The sequence below is a fragment of the Ottowia sp. genome, assembly GCF_035444425.1.
Lineage (GTDB): Bacteria > Pseudomonadota > Gammaproteobacteria > Burkholderiales > Burkholderiaceae_C > Ottowia.
Map to the genome: position 1 here is coordinate 15,409 of NZ_DAOMOQ010000031.1, position 18,706 is coordinate 34,114.

Sequence of the window (18,706 nt, forward strand, 5' to 3'; positions counted from 1 at the left end):
CGATCTCCATCCAGTCGGGGCGCGGGTTCAGGCCGCCAGCGCCGGGCGCGGCGGGAAGCGGTACAGGGCGTAGGTCACGACGGCGATCAGCGCGGCCACCAGGCCGAACACGCCGACCATGCCGAGCACGCCATCGCCGCCCCAGGAAATGCCCTGCAGGTACAGCCCGGCGCCGAACTTGGGCACCATCTGCACGGCCATGAACACGATCCAGCGGAATACCCAGGCGGCCACCAGCATGGCGATGGCCAGCAGCAGCACGTAGCCGGCGCCCATCGCGCCGCGCACCGGCCGCCAGATCAGCGCCAGCAGCGCCAGGCCGCCGACGACCGAGCCGATCAACGCCAGCTTCCAGGCGCCGAACTCGTTGAACAGGCCAACCGCCTCGCCGAACGAGGGCGACTGGCCCAGCGCGCCCAGCAGCGCCCAGGCCAGTGCCGTCACCACCAGCGCCAGCGACACCCACTGCGCCAGGCTGCGCACCAGCGGCAGCGGCGCGGCATCCAGGCCGGCCGGCAGCCAGCGCGCCACCAGCAGCACGGCGCCCAGCGTGCCCAGCATGCCGGTGAGCGCCAGGTTGACGGGCAGGAAGGCCGTGGCCCACAGCGGCCGCGCACGCACCACCATCAGCTCGCCCCCGGTGTAGGCCAGGATGCTCAGCGCACTCAACGCCAGCAGCAGCGCCACCAGGCGCAGCAGGCCCGGCCTGCGCAGCCACCACAGGGCCGTGAAGGCCAGCGACAGCGCCACGAACAGCGGCAGCAGGAAGGCGCCCAGCGACATCCACGACCAGGGCGTGGGATGGGCATAGAAATGCCAGAAGCGGCCCGGCTGGTGCAGGTCGGCCAGCAGCGACACCGGAGCGGCGATGCTGGCCACCACCAGCACCGTCACCACGGCGGGCAGCAGCCGGGCACGGTCGGAATCGGCGTTGCCGAAGGCCAGCCACGCGGCCAGCAGCGCCGCGGTGGCGGCGATGCCGATCAGGAAGAAGTACTGCACGGCCCACGGCAGCCAGGCCGCTTCGTAGGCGGGGGTGAGCAGTTCGATGATGTTCATGGCGTTCTCTTTCGCAACTCGGCTCAGAAGGTGTGAATGAATCGGGCGTGGTCGAGCGGGTCGTCCAAGCGGTGCCAATCGAGGCGCAAAGCGCAGACGTAGCTCGTGCTACGGCGAGCATTTGCAACGACAAGTGGCGCCGTTTTGGCGGCATGAGTGGTCATGGCGGGTTCGTTCACACCTTCTCAGTGCTCGGGCACCACGCGCACGCCGGCCTGGCCGTCGATGCCGTCGACGAACTCGTCGGGCAGGCCGATGTAGAAGACGTGCGGGCGCGTGCCCAGGTCGGGCTTGAGCACCTTGATCTCGTCCTTGTGCTCGCGCAGCAGGGTGGCGATCTCGCTGCCGGGGTCGTTCAGGTCGCCCACCTTGCGCGCACCGCCGACGCAGCTTTCGACGCAGGCCGGCAGCAGTCCGGCTTCCAGCCGGTGCTCGCAGAAGGTGCACTTGTCGGCGGTCTGCGTCTCGTGGTTGATGAAGCGCGCGTCGTAGGGGCAGGCCTGCACGCAGTAGCCGCAGCCCACGCAGCGCTCGTTGTCCACCAGCACCACGCCATCGGTGCGCTGGAAGGTGGCTTGCACCGGGCACACCGGCACGCAGGGCGGGTTGTCACAGTGGTTGCACAGGCGCGGCAGGCTCACCATGGCGGGTGGCGCGCCCGGCACCTTGGTGTCGACCTCGTACTGCAGCACCGTGGTGCGGAACTGGCCCAGCGGCGGCAGGTTCTCCATCGAGCAGCTCACCGTGCAGGCCTGGCAGCCGATGCAGCGGCGGATGTCCACCAGCATGCCGTAGCGTTTGCCCTGCTCGCCCGGGCGACGCACCGGCTGGCCGCCGATGGCGGCTTCGGCCGGGTCGGCGACAACCACCATGCCGGTGGCCGTGACGCCCAGGCCCAGCAAGGCGCGCAGCAGGCCGCGCTTGCTGGTCGACGGAGAGTTGGGAGGGGTTGGAGTACTCATTCTGTGGGGTCCTTCAAGACGCTTTCCAGCGCGTGTCTCAATGTAAGAATCGATGACCACACTGCCAATCGGGCGAATGAATGAGCCAGCTAGACGCTTTTCCCTATTGCCGACCTGGTTACTCGGAATTGAAATGCGGCCGGTGATGGTTTTTCTTCGCCGCTTTCCCGGCTGCGTGCGTCCGGCCGTGTTGAGCCTGCTGCTGTGCTGCTGCGGCGCCTTGGCCTGGGCGCAGGACGCCGCCGCGATGCGCATCGGCGTGCTGGCCTACCTGGGCCCGGATGCTGCGGTCGAGGAATGGACTCCGGTGGCCACGCAACTGCGGCGCGCCCTGCCCGGCCGCACGGTCGAGCTGATCTCGCTGGACCACGCCGCGCTGAACGAGGCGGCGCAGTCAGGCCACGTCGACTTCGTCATCACCAACCCGGGGCATTACGTCGAGCTCGAGGCGCGCGTCGGCGCCTCCCGCATCCTCACCCTGCAGACCGGCAGCACGCTGCCGACCTCGGCCTGGCAGGCGGTGGGCGCCGCGGTGGTCACGCTGGCGGGTGATCAGCGGATCCAGCACCTGGCCGACCTGCGCGGGCAGCGCGTGGCCGTGGTCGGCAAGGAGGCCTTCTCGGGCTACCAACTGGTGTGGCGCGAACTGGCGGCCGAGGGCATCGATCCTGAAAGCGAGCTGCGCGAACTGCGGGTGATCGGCCTGCCGATGGACCGCGTGCTGGACGCCGTGGCCAGCGGCGCCGCCGACGCCGGCTTCGTGCGCGCCTGCATGATCGAGAGCCGGCCGGAATGGCGCACGCGCTTCCGCGTGGTGGCATCGCGGCCCGAAACCGGCTTCGCCTGCGCCACCTCCACCCGCGTCTATCCGAACTGGCCGATCGCCACGCTGCGCCACACCGACCCGGCGCTGGCGCGTGCCGTCACCATCGCCCTGCTGGAGATGCGCGCCGGCGACAGCCCGATCACCTGGACCGTGCCGGCCGACTACCAGTCGGTGCACGAGCTGCAGCGCGAGTTGAAGATCGGCCCCTACGCCAACCTGCGCGTGCCGACGCTGACGGCACTGGCACGGCGCCACTGGCCGTGGCTGGCCGGGCTGCTGGGCCTGATCGCGCTGGGCGGCATCTACACCCTGCACGTCGAGCGCCAGGTGCAGGCGCGCACCGCCGATCTGCGCCAGGCGGCGCGCGAGCGCGACGAACTGGAACATCACCTGCGGCAGAGCCGCGAGCAGGCCGAGCACATGGCGCGCCTGTCGGTGCTGGGCGAACTCTCCGGCACGCTGGCGCACGAGCTGAACCAGCCGCTGGCGGCGATCGGCAACTATGCGCAAAGCCTGATCCGCCGCATCGACCGGCAGCGCCTGAGTCCCGAGGCCGCGCGCGAGGCCGCCTCCGAGATGGCCGGTCAGGCCGAGCGCGCCGCCGGCGTGCTGAGCCGCATCCGCGCCTTCGCGAGAAAGCGCGTGGCGCAGCGGCAGACCGTCGATCCGGTGGCGCTGGTGCAGGAAGCCGTGGCGCTGTTTCGCGGCATGCAGGTGCACGCACCGCCGGTCGATGTGGTGAATGAGCTGCCGGCGGGCAGCACGCTCACCGTCGATGCGCTGCAGATCCAGCAGGTGCTTCTGAACCTGCTCAAGAACGGCTGGGACGCCACGCGCGAGTTGCCCACCGAGCGGCAGCAACTCACCGTCATGCTTCACCGCGACGCGAACGGCCTGCACATCGCCGTACGCGATCGCGGCAACGCCCTGCCCGCTGGGCAACAATCGCAGCTGTTCGAACCCTTCTTCACCACCAAGGCAGACGGCATGGGCCTGGGCCTGGCGATCTGCCGCAGCATTGCCGAGGCGCATGGCGGCCGGCTGGACGCCAGCACGGCCGAGGACGGCCCCGGCCTGCAGTTCACGCTGACGCTTCCCGACGATGACCGAAAACCCGCCCGTGACGCCTGACTGGCAGATCCACCTGGTCGACGACGACGCCGCGTTCCGCCGCTCGCTGGTGTTCCTGCTCGAATCCATGGGCTGGGCCGTGCAGGCGCACGCCTCGGCGGCGGATTACCTCGAGCACGGCCTGCCCGCGTTCGACCAGACCGGCTGCCTGCTGCTCGACGTGCGCATGCCGGGCATGAGCGGGCTGGAGTTGCAGCAGGCCCTGATCGCGCGCGGCTGCCGCCTGCCGATCGTGTTCATCACCGGCCACGGCGACGTCGAGCTGGCGGTGCAGGCCATGAAGCACGGCGCCTTCGACTTCCTGGAAAAACCTTTCCGGGACCAGCGCCTGCTCGACGTCGTCTCGGCCGCCCTGCGCCGGCGCGAGGCGGACGTGGCCTCCACGGAGCGCCGGCAGCAGGCCGGCGAGCGCCTGGCGCGCCTGTCGCCACGCGAAGCCGAGGTGGCGCGCCTAGTGGCCCGCGGCCTGCCCAACAAGCTGGTGGCGCGCGAGCTCGACATCAGCGAGAAGACCGTGCACATCCATCGCCAGCACGTGATGGAGAAAGCCGAGGTCGGCAGCGCGGCCGAGCTGGCGCGGCTGATGCTGCTGAGCGACCCGCGCGCGCTGGACTGAGGCAGCGGCCGCGATCCGCGCCGCAACCGGGGCGTCCATGAGAAAATCAAGGGTTCCGCGCCGCGGAGGCGCGCCCCGTACCCCGACCGAGAGAGCATCCATGGAAGCAGAACGCATCAACCAGATTGGCGACCAGATCGACGACCTTCGTGCGCGCACCGACGCGCTACGGGGGTATCTTTGACTACGCTGCCAAGGCTGAACGGCTGAGGACGGTCAACGCCGCGCTGGAGGATCCGGCGGTCTGGAACGACCCGAAAAAGGCCCAGGAGCTGGGCAAGGAGAAGAAGTCGCTGGAAGGCGTGGTCGTGACGCTCGACGAGCTGACCAGCAGCCTGGCCGACAACGCCGAACTGTTCGAGATGAGCCGCGAGGAGGATGACGAAGCCGCCTTGCAAGCCATCGCCGACGACGCCGACGAGCTGGAAAAAACGGTGGAGGAGCTCGAGTTCCGCCGCATGTTCAACCAGCCGGCCGACCCCAACAACTGCTTCCTCGACATCCAGGCCGGCGCCGGCGGCACCGAGGCGCAGGACTGGGCCAGCATGCTGCTGCGCCAGTACCTGCGCTATGCCGAGCGCAAGGGATTCAGGACCGACATCGAGGACGAGACCCCGGGCGACACCGCCGGCATCAAGGGCGCCACGGTGAAGATCGAGGGCGAGTACGCCTACGGCCTGCTGCGCACCGAGACCGGCGTGCACCGGCTGGTGCGCAAGAGCCCGTTCGACTCCTCCGGCGGTCGCCACACCAGCTTCGCCAGCGTGTTCGTCTATCCGGAGATCGACGACTCGATCGAGATCGACATCAACCCGGCCGACGTGCGCGTGGACACCTACCGCGCCAGCGGCGCCGGCGGCCAGCACATCAACAAGACCGACTCGGCGGTGCGCCTGACGCACGTGCCGACCGGCATCGTGGTGCAGTGCCAGGACAGCCGCAGCCAGCATTCGAACCGCGACGTCGCCTGGCAGCGCCTGCGCTCGCGCCTGTACGACCACGAGATGCGCAAGCGCACCGAGGAGCAGCAGAAGCTGGAAGACAGCAAGACCGACGTCGGCTGGGGCCACCAGATCCGCAGCTACGTGCTGGACAACAGCCGCATCAAGGACCTGCGCACCAACGTCGAGATCAGCAACACGCAGAAGGTGCTCGACGGCGACCTCGACCCCTTCATCGAGGCCAGCCTCAAGCAGGGCGTGTGACACCGGCCTGGCCCGGCGCCGCAAGCTGCGCGCCGTGCCAGGGCCTGCTTGCGGCAGGCTAAGCTACCCGTATTGGAATACAGAGGAATCGACATGCGCGAAGGACAAGCCGCCGTCACCCGGCGACTGGACTACCAGCCCCCCGCCTTCTGGATCGACAGCGTCGAGCTGAGCTTCGACCTGGATCCGGGCAAGACCCGCGTGCTCAACCGCCTGCGGCTGCGCCGCAACCCCGACGTGCCGCCGCAGCCGCTGCGCCTGGACGGCGAGGACCTGAACCTGTCGCGCGTGCTGCTGAACGGCCAGGGCTGCAGCTTCCGCATGGACGGCGAGGCGCTGGTGCTGGAGAACCTGCCGGGCGGCGACGAGCCGATCGAGCTGGAGCTGTTCACCACCTGCTATCCGGAGAAGAACACCCAGCTGATGGGCCTGTTCATGAGCGGCGGCGACTTCTTCACCCAGTGCGAAGCCGAGGGCTTCCGCCGCATCACCTACTTCCTCGACCGGCCCGACGTGATGGCGACCTACACCGTCACGCTGCGCGCCGACAAGGCGCGCTATCCGGTGCTGCTGGCCAACGGCAACCTGGTCGACGAGGGCGAGCTCGACGGCGGGCGCCACTTCGCCACCTGGCACGATCCGCACAGGAAACCCAGCTACCTGTTCGCGCTGGTCGCGGGCAAGCTGGTGGCGCGCGAGCAGCGCATCGTGAGCCGCGCCGGCCAGGAGCACCTGCTGCAGGTCTACGTGCGCGCCGGCGACCTCGACAAGACCGAGCACGCCATGAACGCACTGATGGCCTCGATCGCCTGGGACGAGGCGCGCTTCGGCCTGTCGCTCGACCTGGAGCGCTTCATGGTGGTCGCCACCAGCGACTTCAACGCCGGCGCGATGGAGAACAAGGGCCTCAACATCTTCAACACCAAGTACGTGCTGGCCAAGCCGTCGACCGCCACCGACGCCGACTACGACGCCATTGAAAGCGTGATCGGCCACGAGTACTTCCACAACTGGACCGGCAACCGCGTCACCTGCCGCGACTGGTTCCAGCTCAGCCTGAAGGAAGGCCTGACGGTGTTCCGCGACCAGGAGTTCAGCATGGACCTGGCCGGCACGCCGAGCGCGCGCGCGGTCAAGCGCATCGAGCAGGTGATCGGCCTGCGCAGCGCCCAGTTCCCCGAGGACGCCGGCCCGATGGCGCACCCGGTACGGCCGGACGAATACCTGGAGATCAGCAACTTCTACACCACCACCATCTACGAAAAAGGCGCCGAGGTGGTGCGCATGATGCAGACCCTGGTCGGCCGTGACGGCTTCCGCGAGGGGCTGGCGCTGTACTTCCAGCGCCACGACGGCCAGGCCGTGACCTGCGACGACTTTGCGGCCGCCATGGCCGATGCCAATCCCGAAAGCGAGCTGGCGCGCCTGCTGCCGCAGTTCAAGCGTTGGTACAGCCAGGCCGGCACGCCGGTGGTCAAGGCCGATGGTTCTTACGATGCCGAAGCACGCCGCTACACGCTCAAGCTGTCGCAGAGCTGCCCGGCCACGCCGGGCCAGCCGGTGAAGGCGCTGTTCGTGATCCCGATCCGCCTCGGCCTGGTCGGCGCCGATGGGCGCGACCTGCCGCTCAAACTGGCACCCGATGCGCCAGCCAGCGAAGGCAGCCTGACCTGTGTGCTGAGCGAGGCCGAAACCACCCTCACCTTCCACGACGTCGACAGCGCGCCCGTGCCCTCGCTGCTGCGCGGCTTCTCGGCGCCGGTCGCGCTCGACATCGACACCACGCCCGAGCAACTGCTGCACCTGCTGGCGCACGACAGCGACCCGTTCAACCGCTGGGAGGCCGGCCAGCAGCTCGGCCTGCGCACCGCCATCGAACACATCGTGGGCGGTGCGGACTCCGCCAGCGCCAGGCCGCTGACCGAGGCCTATGTAGCGGCACTGCGCACGGTGCTGCGCGATCCGCAGCTGGATGCCGCCTTCAAGACGCTGGTGCTGACGCTGCCCGGCGAGGACTACATCGCCGAGCAGCTCGACGCGGTCGATCCGCAGCGCATCCACGCCGTGCGCGATGCGATGGAGGCGCAGCTGGCCGCCGACCTGGCCGCCGACTGGCAATGGGCCTGGACGCAATGCCACGACACCGGCGCCTACCGGCCCGACCCGGTCTCGGCCGGCAAGCGCGCGCTGGCCGGTCTGGCGCTGCGCATGCTGTGCCTGGCGGCCCGGGGCAGCAATGATCCGGTGTGGCCCGGCAAGGCCTACCAGCGCGTCAAGGATGCCGGCAACATGACCGACCGCCTGAACGCGCTCGAGGCGCTGGTGCGCGCCGGCCATGAGCTGGCAGGCCCTGCCCTGGCGCGCTTCTACGCCCTGTTCCGGCACGAGGCGCTGGCGCTCGACAAGTGGTTCGCGCTGCAGGCGCTGGCGCCCGACCGCGCCGGCAACGTGCTGCCGCAGGTGCGCGAGCTGCTGCAGCACGCCGACTTCAACCTGCGCAACCCGAACCGTGCGCGCAGCCTGGTGTTCAGCTACTGCCACCGCAACCCGGCGGCGTTCCACCGCCACGACGCCTCGGGTTACGTGTTCTGGGCCGACCGCGTGCTCGAGCTGGACCCGATCAATCCGCAGATCGCCGCCCGCCTGGCGCGTGCGCTGGACCGCTGGGCCAGCCTGGCCGAGCCCTACCGCGGCGCCGCGCGCGAAGCCATCGCCCGCGTCGCCGCCCGGCCCGAGCTCAGCAAGGACGTGCGCGAAGTGGTCACGCGCGCGCTCGGCGACGACCCGGCCCGCGCTGGCGAGACACCGGCGGCGGCGCCCGGCGCCGAGGCCCGCACCGCCCCGACCCCCGACACCGAACCACAGGAGGCCGCATGAGCTCACGCATCTCTCTCACCCGCCATCTGGTCGAAAAGCAGCGCGTCGACGGCCACATCCCGGGCCAGCTTCGGCTGCTGCTGGAGGTGGTGGCGCGCGCCTGCAAGGGCATCAGCCACGCCGTCAACAAGGGCGCGCTGGGGGGCGTGTTCGGCAGCGCCGGCAGCGAGAACGTGCAGGGCGAGATCCAGAAAAAGCTCGACATCATCGCCAACGAGGTGCTGATCGAGGCCAATGAGTGGGGCGGCCACCTGGCGGCCATGGCCAGCGAGGAGATGGACGCCATCCACGTGGTGCCCAACCGCTACCCCAAGGGCGAGTACCTGCTGCTGTTCGACCCGCTCGACGGCTCCTCCAACATCGAGGTCAACGTCAGCATCGGCACCATCTTCAGCGTGCTGCGCATGCCCGAGGGCGACCGCGGCGTCGAGGAACAGGATTTCCTGCAGCCCGGCCGCTGCCAGGTCGCCGCCGGCTACTGCGTCTACGGCCCGCAGACCACGCTGGTGCTGACGGTGGGCGACGGCGTCGACATGTTCACGCTCGACCGCGAGCAGGGCAGCTTCGTGCTGACGCAGGAGAACCTGCGCATCCCCGAGGACACGCGCGAGTTCGCCATCAACATGAGCAACATGCGCCACTGGGACACGCCCATGAAGCGCTACATCGACGAATGCCTGCAGGGCAAGGAAGGCCCGCGGGCCAAGGACTTCAACATGCGCTGGGTCGCCAGCATGGTGGCCGACGTGCACCGCATCATGACGCGCGGCGGCATCTTCATGTACCCGTGGGACAAGCGCGAACCCAACAAGCCCGGCAAGTTGCGCCTGATGTACGAGGCCAACCCGATGGGCTGGCTGATCGAGCAGGCCGGCGGCGCCGCCACCAACGGCCACGAGCGCATCCTCGACGTGCAGCCACGCCAGCTGCACGAGCGCGTCAGCGTGATCCTGGGCAGCAAGAACGAGGTCGACCGGGTCACGCAGTACCACCACGAAGCCGTCAGCGCCGCCCCGGCGCCGTGACCGTCGCGCGCGCCGCCTTCACCGGTGGCCGCCCTGGCTTCATGCCATCTCGAGTTCAGGCGCGCGACGATCCGCGCCACGAATGACGTGCCTCCATCGCCAGCGAAGCAGGGAAGCGGCCACCGCCACATCGCGCGTCAGGACGCCGTGCGCAGCCGCAAGGCATTGAACACCACGGACGCCGAACTCAGGCTCATCGCCAGCGCCGCGATCATGGGCGACAGCAGCCAGCTGGTCCACGGATACAGCACGCCGGCGGCAATCGGCACGCCGATGCCGTTGTAGGCGAACGCGAACCACAGGTTCTGGTGCATGTTGCGCACCGTGTCCTGCGAGATGCGGCGCGCGATCGCGATCCCGCGCAGGTCGCCCTTGACCAGCGTGAGCTGCGCGCTGCTCATGGCCACGTCGGTGCCGGTGCCCATGGCGATGCCGACGTCGGCACGCGCCAGCGCGGGCGCGTCGTTGATGCCGTCACCGGCCATCGCCACCACCCGCCCCTGCTGCTGCAATCGCTCCACGAGCGCCAGCTTGTCGGCCGGCTTGACCTCGCCGTGCACCTCGTCGATGCCCAGGCGTGCGGCCACGGCCTTCGCGGTGGTGGCGCCGTCGCCGGTCGCCATGATGATGCGCATGCCCGCTGCATGCAGCGCCGCGATCGCATCGGGCGTGCTGGTCTTGACCGGGTCGGTCACCGCCAGCAGGCCGACCAGTTGGCCATCCACCGCCAGGTGCATCACGCTGCCGCCTTCGCTGCGCAGCGCTTCGGCCTGCGTGGCGACGGCGCCGACATCCACGCCCTCTTGATCCATCAGCGCGGTATTGCCCAGCGCCAGCCGCCGGCCGGCAACCACGCCGCGCACGCCGATGCCGGTGCCGGATTCGAATGCTTCCGGCTTGTCCAGCGACAGGCCGCGCTCGCGCGCGGCGGCCACGATCGCATCGGCCAGCGGGTGTTCGCTGCCCTGGTCCAGGCTGGCCGCCAGTCGCAGCACTTCGGCTTCGCCAAGGCTGCCGACACCGATGGCGCGGTCGAAGGCCGGGCGACCCTCGGTCAGCGTGCCGGTCTTGTCAACGATGAGGGTATCGACCTCGCGCAGCTTCTCGATCGCGCCGGCGTCGCGGAACAGCACGCCCTGCGTGGCCGCGCGGCCGGTGGCGACCATCACCGACATCGGCGTCGCCAGGCCCAGCGCGCAGGGGCAGGCAATGATGAGCACCGACACGGCGTTGATCAGGGCAAAGACCCAGCTCGGCTGCGGCCCCCACAGGCCCCAGACGAAGAAGGTGGCGATGGCGACCAGCACCACGGCAACCACGAAGCGCCCCGCCACCACGTCGGCCAGCCGCTGCAGCGGTGCCTTGGAGCGCTGCGCCTGCGCCACCATCTGCACGATCTGCGACAGCACGGTGGCTGCGCCGACCTTCTCGGAGCGCATCACCAGCGCGCCGCTGGTGTTCAGTGTGGCGCCGATCAGCGCATCGCCGGCGCGCTTGCTCACCGGCAAGGGCTCGCCGGTCAGCATGGATTCATCGACCGAACTGCTGCCCTCGACCACCACGCCGTCGACCGGCACCTTCTCGCCGGGGCGCACGCGCAGCAGGTCGCCCACGTGCACCTGCTCCAGCGGCACGTCGGCCTCGCTGCCGTCGGGCGCGATGCGGCGCGCCGTCTTGGGCGCCAGACCGAGCAGCGACCTGATCGCGGCCGAGGTCTGCGAGCGCGCCTTCAGCTCCAGCAACTGCCCCAGCAGCGTCAGCGAGATGATGACGACCGCCGCCTCGAAATACACCGCCACGCGGCCCATCGAAACGAAGGAATCGGGAAACACCTGTGGCGCCACGGTGGCCACCACGCTGTAGCTGAAGGCGGCGCCGGTGCCCAGGCCGATCAGCGTCCACATGTTGGGGCTGCGATTGATCAGCGACTGCCAGCAGCGCACGAAGAACGGCCAGCCGGCCCACAGCACCACCGGCAGCGACAGCACCAGTTCGATCCACGACTGCGTGCCCATGTCGAACCAGCCGAGCCGGTGGCCGAACATGGCCAGCACCGTGACCACCGCGGTGAGCGGCAGCGTCCACCAGAAGCGGCGCCGGAAGTCGCGCAGCTCGCTGTCGTCCTCCTCCAGCGTGGGCATCAGCGGTTCCAGGGCCATGCCGCAGATCGGGCAGCTGCCGGGGTGATCCTGCCGGATTTCCGGGTGCATCGGGCAGGTGTAGATGGTGCCCGGTGCCGCCGCCGGGACTGCCGGCGCGGCCGGGCTCACCTGCTGGTGCACGTAGGCCGACGGGTCGGCGTTGAACTTGCCCAGGCAGCGCGCGCTGCAGAACCAGTACGGGTGGCCGGCATGCTCGACGTGGTGCGGCGACTCCCGCGTGACTACCATGCCGCAGACGGGGTCGGTCAGCCCCTGCGCTGCCTCAGCCGGCGCGGCGTGCGATGCGTGGCCTTGTGGCGCGGGCTGGTGCGCGGGGTGCGCTGCCCCGTGGCGGTGCTCGTCCTTACGCCCATGCAGAGGTGTGTTCATTGCGATCCTTCATGTGGTGGCGGCCCCAGTCCCGACCTTGCCACCATGGCCAGGTCAAGCGGCAACGCCCCACACGCATCATCTGCTGCCTGTCGGCGGCAGGCGATCGATCATCGCCTGCATCATCGACATCATCATGTCCATGCGCTTCTCCATGGCTTCGTGGTGCTGCGCCATGGCCGGTGACCCGCCCATGCCGCCACCCATGGCACTGCCCTGGCGCGGCATGGCACCCGTGCCGTGGCCGTGCATGGAACCCATGCCTTGCAGCGCGCCCGTGTCGCCGTGCATGGTTCGCATGTGCTGGTTCATCAGGGCCTGGCGCTCGTCGGGCGTCCTGGCCGCGGCCATTTCCTCGTGCATGGCTTGCATGTGGGCACCCATGTCGGGCATCGCACCATCGCTCGGCGCCGCCGCAGCGGCCACGGCAGCCGGTGCGGTGACTGCCTGCTGCGGGTGATGGCCGGCGTGCTCATCCGGATTCTGCGCCAACGCGCCGCCGGCCAGGCTGGCAGCCAGCAGCAGTGCAGCCGCGCCGCGCAGAGGGAACATCGATTTCATGGTGGTCGTCCTTTCCTTGTAGGTCATCGCTCGGAAATGGTCCTGGAATGCCTTGCTCGAACCGGTCGGATCCCTGGTCGAGCAAGTCGCAAACCGGCTGCCGCGCAGTGTCGCGCGCGGCGACCGACCGACGGATGACTCGGACATTACATTTCTGCCATGTGCTGCCAAAGCGCCGGCAGGCAGTGCACACTTCGTGGTGATGCAAGCGCTGATCATTGAATGCGAAACCAAGGCCGGCAACCGGCTGCGCCGGCATCTGCTTCAACTCGGCGCCGTCCTCGGCCTGGCACTCGTTGTTGCGGTGTCGGCGCTGCTCAGCCATGCCCGGAGCCACGCGCATGTCGTCGGTGCCGGAGACCTGCAAGCGGTACTGGTTCATGCCGCCGCCGACGGCACGCCACACGCCGAGGTGGCGTGCAGCCACAGCGACCGGCAGCACCCGTGCGGGAACGGCCATTGCATGGGCAGTGGGACCTGCATTGCCTGCGCCCCGGGCCCTGCAAGCTGGCATGGACAGCGGCTGCACCGCTTCCACGCCGTGGTCCCGCTGCCCCTGCTGGCATCCGCCGACCTCCAACGACCCGAACGACCACCCCGGTACCGCGCCTGAGCCCGCGCGTGGGCCGGCCCTGTTGCCATGGCACCCCACCGCTGGCTCGAGCCGTCAGCACCGGCCCGTCGGCATCCCCTGGGTGCCGGCCAGGCTTGCCCAACCCATCCCAAGAACACGCTCGACAAAAAGCTCCTGTCTGGACCGAGCACCCCGGATTTCCTGAATCATGAACAACTATCTTTCAAACACCTTGATCGCGCGACGCACCACCTTGCTCGCACTCGCCAGTGCGTCCGTGCTGGCGCTGGCTGCGCCCTTCACCACCTCCGTGCAGGCCCAGCCCGTGGGCGCGGGCTTCGTCTACACCGCCGACGAACATGGCGGCAGCGTCAGCCGCATCGACCTCGGCAGCGGAAAAGTCGACACCGTGGCACTGCCTATCGCGCCGCACAACGTGCAGTTCGTCCCCGCAGGACGCCTGGTGCTCGCGGTCGGGCAGCCAGCCACCGAGTCAGGCGGGCACGGCCATGGCAGCGCGCACGGCGGCCATGGCGACAGCGCCGCCGCAGGCCAACTGATCGTGCTGGACAGCGCCGATTTCACCGCCACGCCCCGCGCCTCGATCAAGGTCGGCGCGCACCCGGCGCACGTGGTCGCTGATGCTGAAGGTCGGCATGCCTACGTGACCAATGCCGACGACAACACCGTATCGGTCATCGACCTGGCCCAGGGCCGGCAGGTCGCCACCATCGCCACCGGCGCCTACCCGCACGGCCTGCGCATGAGCCCGGACGGCCGAAGCCTGTACGTCGCCAACGTCAAGGACGACTCGATCTCGGTCATCGACGCCCAGGCGCGCCAGGAAACGACCCGCATCAAGGTCGGTACCGCGCCGGTGCAGGTCGGCTTCACACCCGATGGCCTGCGGGTCTACGTGTCACTGCGCGACGAAAACAAGGTGGCGGTGATCGATACGCGGACCCAACAGGTCATCGCGCGCATCGACGTCGGCCGCCAGCCAATCCAGGTCCACGCCACCCCGGACGGCCGCCTGGTCTACGTGGCCAACGAAGGCAGCAGGGAGCAACCCGATGACAGGGTATCGGTGATCGATGTGGCGAGCGGCCAGGTCGCCAGGACGATCCAGACCGGCCAGGGTGCACACGGCGTGGTCGTCAGCGGTGACGGTCGCTTCGCCTTCGTCAGCAACATCGCGGCGGGCACCGTGTCGCAGATCGCCGTGGAAAGCCAGTCGGTGGTCAAGACCTACCGCGTCGGCAACGGGCCGAACGGCATCACGCACCAGGCACCCTAATCAGCGGCCGGCTGGCGCGTCCTCCACCCCAGCATGGATGGGGTGGAGGCAGGCTGCGCTGACGGGTGATGGCGCCGAGTGGCTGGCTGATCGAGCAGGCCGGCGGCGCTGCCACCAGCAGCGGCTCATCCTCGACGTACAGCCGCGCCAGCTGCACGACCGCGTCGGCGCGATCCCGGGCAGCAGGAGCGAGGTCGAGCGGATCACTCGACACCATCTGGACACCAGGCGCTGAGCAGGCGCGGGATGCGCCCGGCGCAGGGGTGCCTGGCGCGATTCACGTCCCACGCGGCGCGACCGCCCAGGCTCAGTGCGCCTGCTCCCAGTTGGCGCCGACTCCGACTTCGGCCAGCAGCGGCACCTTGAGCTCGGCCACGCCGGCCATCAGCCGCGGCACCTCGGCCCGCACCCAGTCGACTTCGCCTTCCGGCACCTCGAACACCAGTTCGTCGTGCACCTGCAGGATCATCCGCGTCGCGTGCCGGCCCTGATCCAGCGCCTGCTGCACCGCCACCATGGCCTTCTTGATCAGGTCGGCCGCCGTGCCCTGCATCGGCGCGTTGATGGCGGCGCGCTCGGCGGCGGCGCGGCGCGGGCCATTGGGTGAGTTGATCTCGGGCAGCACGAGGCGGCGCCCGAACACGGTCTCGACGTAGCCCCTGGACTTGGCCGACAGCCTGGTCTCGTCCATGTAGCGCTTGACGCCCGGGTAGCGCTCGAAGTAGCGCTCGATGTAGTTGCGCGCCGCCGTGTTGTCGATGCTCAGGTTGCGCGCCAGGCCGTAGCTGCTCATGCCGTAGATGAGGCCGAAGTTGATCACCTTGGCGTAGCGGCGCTGCTCGCTGCTGACCTGATCCGGCGCGACGCCGAACACCTCCGACGCGGTGGCGCGGTGCACGTCCAGCCCGTCATGGAAGGCCTTCAGCAATGCCGCGTCGTCGCTCAGGTGCGCCATGATGCGCAGCTCGATCTGGCTGTAGTCGGCGCTGACGATGACGTGGCCTGGCGGCGCGATGAAGGCCTCGCGGATGCGCCGGCCCTCGGGCGTGCGGATGGGGATGTTCTGCAGGTTCGGGTCGTTGCTGGCCAGCCGGCCGGTCACCGCCACCGCCTGCGCGTAGTGCGTGTGCACGCGGCCGCCGCCGTCGACCATCTGCGGCAGCTTGTCGGTGTAGGTGCTCTTGAGCTTGGCCAGGCCGCGGTGCTCCAGGATGCGCGCCGGCAGCGGATAGTCCTCTGCCAGCTTCTCCAGCACCTCCTCGTCGGTGCTGGGCTTGCCGGTGGCGGTCTTCTTGACCACCGGCAGGCCGAGCTTGTCGAAGAAGATCTCGCCGATCTGCTTGGGCGAGCCGAGGTTGAACGGCTGGCCGGCCAGCTCATGCGCCTCTTTTTCCAGTTCGAGAATGCGCTGGCCCAGTTCGTGGCTTTGCTGGCGCAGCAGGTCGCTGTCGATCAGCACGCCGTGGCGCTCGATCCGATACAGCACCTCGCTGGTGGCGATCTCCAGCTCGTAGATGCCGCGCAGCGCGGCGTTCTTCTGCAGTCGCGGCCACAGCGCCCCGTGCACGTCCAGCGTCTGGTCGGCGTCCTCGCAGCCGTAGTGCGCGGCCTGTTCCACCGGCACCTGCGCGAACGGGATCTGGTGCGCGCCCTTGCCGCACAGGTCTTCGTAGTCGATGCCCGGGCGCCCCAGGTGGCGCTCGGCCAGGCTGGCCAGGCCGTGTGGGCGGTGCACTTCCAGCACATAGCTCTGCAGCATGGTGTCGTGCACGTAGCCGGCCACCTCGATGCCGTGGTTGGCCAGCACGTGGCGGTCGTACTTGATGTGCTGGCCCAGCTTGGGCCGGGCCAGATTCTCCAGCCAGGGCCTGAGCCGCGCCAGCACCTGATCCAGCGGCAACTGCTCGGGCGCGTCCGGGCCTTCGTGCGCCAGCGGGATGTAGGCCGCCTCGCCCGGTTGCACGCTGAAGGAGATGCCGACGATGCGCGCCTGCATCTCGTCGAGCGAGGTGGTCTCGGTGTCGAGCGCGGTCAGTTCGGCCGCCTCGATGCGCGCCAGCCAGCGCTCGAACGCCGCCCAGTCGAGCACGGTGTCGTAGCGCAGCTCGCCCGCCGCCTGCGAGGCGACCGGCGCATCGCCCTGCGGCACCGGCGCCGCGTGCGCCCCTGGTGCCGCTGCCTTCTTCTTCGCCGGCTTGCCCGCCGCGGCGCCAACTTGCAGCGCCCTGGCCAGGGTCTTGAAGCCGAAGCGGTCGTAGAACTCGGCCAGGCGCACCGCATCGGCCTCGCCCACGGCGATGGCATCCAGCGCCGGCAGGCCGTCCACGTGGCCGGCCAGGTCGCAATCGGTGCGGATGCGCAGCAGCTCGCGCCCGGTCGGCAGCCAATCCAGCGCCTGGCGCAGGTTCTCGCCGACCGCGCCCTTGATCTGGTCTGCGTGCGCCACGATGTCGTCCAGCGAGCCGTATTCGTTCAGCCACTTGGCGGCGGTCTTGGGGCCGACCTTGTCGACCCCGGGCACGTTGTCGATGGCATCGCCGACCAGGGTCTGGTAGTCCAGCATCTGCCCCGCCGGCACGCCGAACTCGGCCTGGATGCCGGCCAGGTCGCGCCGCTTGCCGCTCATGGTGTCGATGATCTCGATGCGCTCGGTCACCAGCTGCGCCAGGTCCTTGTCGCCGCTGGAGATCACCACCTGCAGGCCGCCCGCTGCGCCAGCCTGCGCCAGCGTGCCGATGACGTCGTCGGCTTCGACGCCCGGCACCGTCAGCACCGTCCAGCCCATCAGGGCCACGACCTCGTGGATCGGCTCGATCTGGCTGCGCAGGTCGTCTGGCATCGGCGCCCGGTTGGCCTTGTAGTCGGGGTAGATGCCGTCGCGGAAGGTCGGCCCGCTGGCGTCGAACACGCAGGCCGCGTACTGCGCGTCCGGGTATTCCTTGCGCAGCGCGTTCAGCATGTTGATCATGCCGCGGATGGCGCCCGTGGGCTGGCTGGCGCGGTCGTCGGGGTCGGCGCGCAGGTCCGGCATCGCGTGGAAGGCGCGGTACAGATAGCTGGAGCCGTCGACCAGCAGCAGCGTGGGCGGTGCGCTGGCGGGCAGCGCGGATGGCGTGTTTATCATATGGCGATTGTGCACCCCAACCAAGCGCAGTCTGGCCAAGTAGCGCACGCCCCTTTCAGTGCGATACTTTGGAGTGCATAACATCAATTCTCACGTTGCTACCAGATAATGAATGTAAATAACTCATGGTGCAGTTCGCTGGATAATTACATCGACGACGCCGTTCATGCACCCACCATCGCAATTATTCCAAGAGAATATCAATATACCACGCAGAACGAGTGGCCCTCGTTATAGCTTCCAAGCACCTGCCAGAAAGCATCTTCAGCAGTCATGGCCAATGATCTCAACATCACGCTTGACTTGATTGCACACGCCGAATCACATCCTACTAGCATCGCCCTGATCCATGGCGCATCAACAACAAGCTTCCAAGAACTGAACGATAAGGTCTGGCGGGTTGCCAACCTGCTTCACAGAAGTGGTGTACGTGCCGGCGATGTGGTCGCCCTCTATGCATCCTCGGATTCAGACATCTTAATAATGATGCTAGGAGCAGTCCGATTGGGGGCTACAGTTTTAAGTCTTCCGAAATCATCTACACCAACTCAAATTCATCATCTGCTGAAGACAGCCAACGTAAGCAAAATAATAGCCGACGGCGTCCTGGAAACCGCTATTGCAGCGCCAGTCATAAACCTCAACCTTTCACAACTGGAAGATATCCAGTACAACGAGACGATACTCGATCTCAAGCCCAAGAACCCCTGGATCATCGTCTCCGGCTCCGGCACCACCGGACAACCGAAATTAATACCCATCGGCCATAGAGCACAAAGAGCTCGAACAGAAATGTCAAAGGAATGGCTGAATATCGATCGCCATGATGTCGTAGCGTCCATGAGCCATCTTGATTTTCATGCTCCAAAGAACAGATTCCTCGAGGCACTCTGGGCAGGCGCCGCATACTATACAGAG

Annotated in this window: 12 protein-coding genes and 2 pseudogenes; 9 read left to right on the forward strand and 5 right to left on the reverse strand. The window is 68.5% G+C overall.

Annotated features, from left to right (window positions below):
- Positions 1 to 27: 27 nt before the first annotated feature.
- Positions 28 to 1,059 (reverse strand): NrfD/PsrC family molybdoenzyme membrane anchor subunit, encoded by a 1,032-nt coding sequence (nrfD, locus tag PK606_RS12035; RefSeq protein ID WP_324564275.1) that lies wholly within the window; start codon positions 1,057 to 1,059, stop codon positions 28 to 30.
- A gap of 185 nt (positions 1,060 to 1,244) precedes the next feature.
- A complete protein-coding gene (gene dsrO / locus PK606_RS12040) occupies positions 1,245 to 2,021 on the reverse strand; it encodes a sulfate reduction electron transfer complex DsrMKJOP subunit DsrO (protein ID WP_324564277.1) in 777 nt (258 codons plus the stop codon).
- A 145-nt stretch (positions 2,022 to 2,166) separates the two neighbouring features.
- On the opposite strand from dsrO, the gene PK606_RS12045 reads away from it, so the two are divergent.
- The 5 genes and pseudogenes from PK606_RS12045 to PK606_RS12065 all read left to right on the forward strand — a co-directional run bounded on the left by PK606_RS12045 (position 2,167) and on the right by PK606_RS12065 (position 9,701).
- Positions 2,167 to 3,978 carry a sensor histidine kinase gene (locus tag PK606_RS12045; protein ID WP_324564280.1) on the forward strand — a complete coding sequence of 604 codons (1,812 nt, stop codon included), beginning with the start codon at positions 2,167 to 2,169 and terminating at the stop codon, positions 3,976 to 3,978.
- Complete coding sequence (locus PK606_RS12050; protein ID WP_324564282.1) at positions 3,968 to 4,594, forward strand: response regulator transcription factor; 627 nt, start codon at positions 3,968 to 3,970, stop codon at positions 4,592 to 4,594. The genes PK606_RS12045 and PK606_RS12050 overlap by 11 nt, the downstream gene beginning before the upstream one ends.
- Before the next feature lie 100 nt (positions 4,595 to 4,694).
- Positions 4,695 to 5,799 (forward strand): peptide chain release factor 2 gene (gene prfB / locus PK606_RS12055; protein ID WP_324564283.1). Its coding sequence is split into 2 segments (ribosomal slippage): positions 4,695 to 4,775 and positions 4,777 to 5,799, totalling 1,104 coding nucleotides; the frame shifts between segments, so codons are not numbered across the junction.
- Positions 5,800 to 5,892: 93 nt separating this feature from the next.
- Positions 5,893 to 8,580 (forward strand): annotated as a pseudogene (gene pepN / locus PK606_RS12060) (aminopeptidase N); the annotation flags it as partial.
- Positions 8,581 to 8,672: 92 nt separating this feature from the next.
- A complete protein-coding gene (locus PK606_RS12065) occupies positions 8,673 to 9,701 on the forward strand; it encodes a class 1 fructose-bisphosphatase (protein ID WP_324564287.1) in 1,029 nt (342 codons plus the stop codon).
- 137 nt (positions 9,702 to 9,838) lie between these two features.
- Here PK606_RS12065 and PK606_RS12070 read toward each other — a convergent pair whose 3' ends face one another.
- Both PK606_RS12070 and PK606_RS12075 read right to left on the reverse strand, forming a co-directional pair.
- The gene (locus PK606_RS12070) at positions 9,839 to 12,232 is read right to left on the reverse strand and encodes a heavy metal translocating P-type ATPase (protein WP_324564289.1); all 2,394 of its coding nucleotides are present in this window, start codon (positions 12,230 to 12,232) and stop codon (positions 9,839 to 9,841) included.
- A gap of 78 nt (positions 12,233 to 12,310) precedes the next feature.
- Positions 12,311 to 12,793, reverse strand: coding sequence for a hypothetical protein (locus PK606_RS12075; protein WP_324564291.1), 483 nt, complete (start codon positions 12,791 to 12,793; stop codon positions 12,311 to 12,313).
- Between the two features lie 52 nt (positions 12,794 to 12,845).
- Between PK606_RS12075 and PK606_RS12080 the strand changes: the two genes are divergently transcribed.
- The 3 genes and pseudogenes from PK606_RS12080 to PK606_RS12090 form a co-directional block, all read left to right on the forward strand.
- A complete protein-coding gene (locus PK606_RS12080; RefSeq protein WP_324564293.1) occupies positions 12,846 to 13,406 on the forward strand; it encodes a hypothetical protein in 561 nt (186 codons plus the stop codon).
- Positions 13,407 to 13,575: 169 nt separating this feature from the next.
- Complete coding sequence (locus tag PK606_RS12085) at positions 13,576 to 14,664, forward strand: YncE family protein (RefSeq protein WP_324564295.1); 1,089 nt, start codon at positions 13,576 to 13,578, stop codon at positions 14,662 to 14,664.
- 74 nt (positions 14,665 to 14,738) lie between these two features.
- Positions 14,739 to 14,899, forward strand: a pseudogene (locus PK606_RS12090) (class 1 fructose-bisphosphatase); the annotation flags it as partial.
- A 72-nt stretch (positions 14,900 to 14,971) separates the two neighbouring features.
- Here PK606_RS12090 and polA read toward each other — a convergent pair.
- A complete protein-coding gene (polA, locus tag PK606_RS12095) occupies positions 14,972 to 17,788 on the reverse strand; it encodes a DNA polymerase I (RefSeq protein ID WP_324564297.1) in 2,817 nt (938 codons plus the stop codon).
- A gap of 273 nt (positions 17,789 to 18,061) precedes the next feature.
- On the opposite strand from polA, the gene PK606_RS12100 reads away from it, so the two are divergent.
- Positions 18,062 to 18,706 (forward strand): AMP-binding protein (locus tag PK606_RS12100; RefSeq protein WP_324564299.1); only part of this gene is annotated, 645 nt, incomplete at its 3' end.

Excerpts from the sequence above, each read along its gene's own strand:
- PK606_RS12045 (WP_324564280.1), top strand. The coding sequence starts at position 2,167 with ATGGTTTTTCTTCGCCGCTTTCCCGGCTGCGTGCGTCCGGCCGTGTTG.
- polA (WP_324564297.1), bottom strand. The coding sequence starts at position 17,788 with ATGATAAACACGCCATCCGCGCTGCCCGCCAGCGCACCGCCCACGCTG.
- PK606_RS12070 (WP_324564289.1), bottom strand. The coding sequence starts at position 12,232 with ATGAACACACCTCTGCATGGGCGTAAGGACGAGCACCGCCACGGGGCA.
- PK606_RS12065 (WP_324564287.1), top strand. The coding sequence starts at position 8,673 with ATGAGCTCACGCATCTCTCTCACCCGCCATCTGGTCGAAAAGCAGCGC.
- PK606_RS12075 (WP_324564291.1), bottom strand. The coding sequence starts at position 12,793 with ATGAAATCGATGTTCCCTCTGCGCGGCGCGGCTGCACTGCTGCTGGCT.
- nrfD (WP_324564275.1), bottom strand. The coding sequence starts at position 1,059 with ATGAACATCATCGAACTGCTCACCCCCGCCTACGAAGCGGCCTGGCTG.
- dsrO (WP_324564277.1), bottom strand. The coding sequence starts at position 2,021 with ATGAGTACTCCAACCCCTCCCAACTCTCCGTCGACCAGCAAGCGCGGC.
- PK606_RS12085 (WP_324564295.1), top strand. The coding sequence starts at position 13,576 with ATGAACAACTATCTTTCAAACACCTTGATCGCGCGACGCACCACCTTG.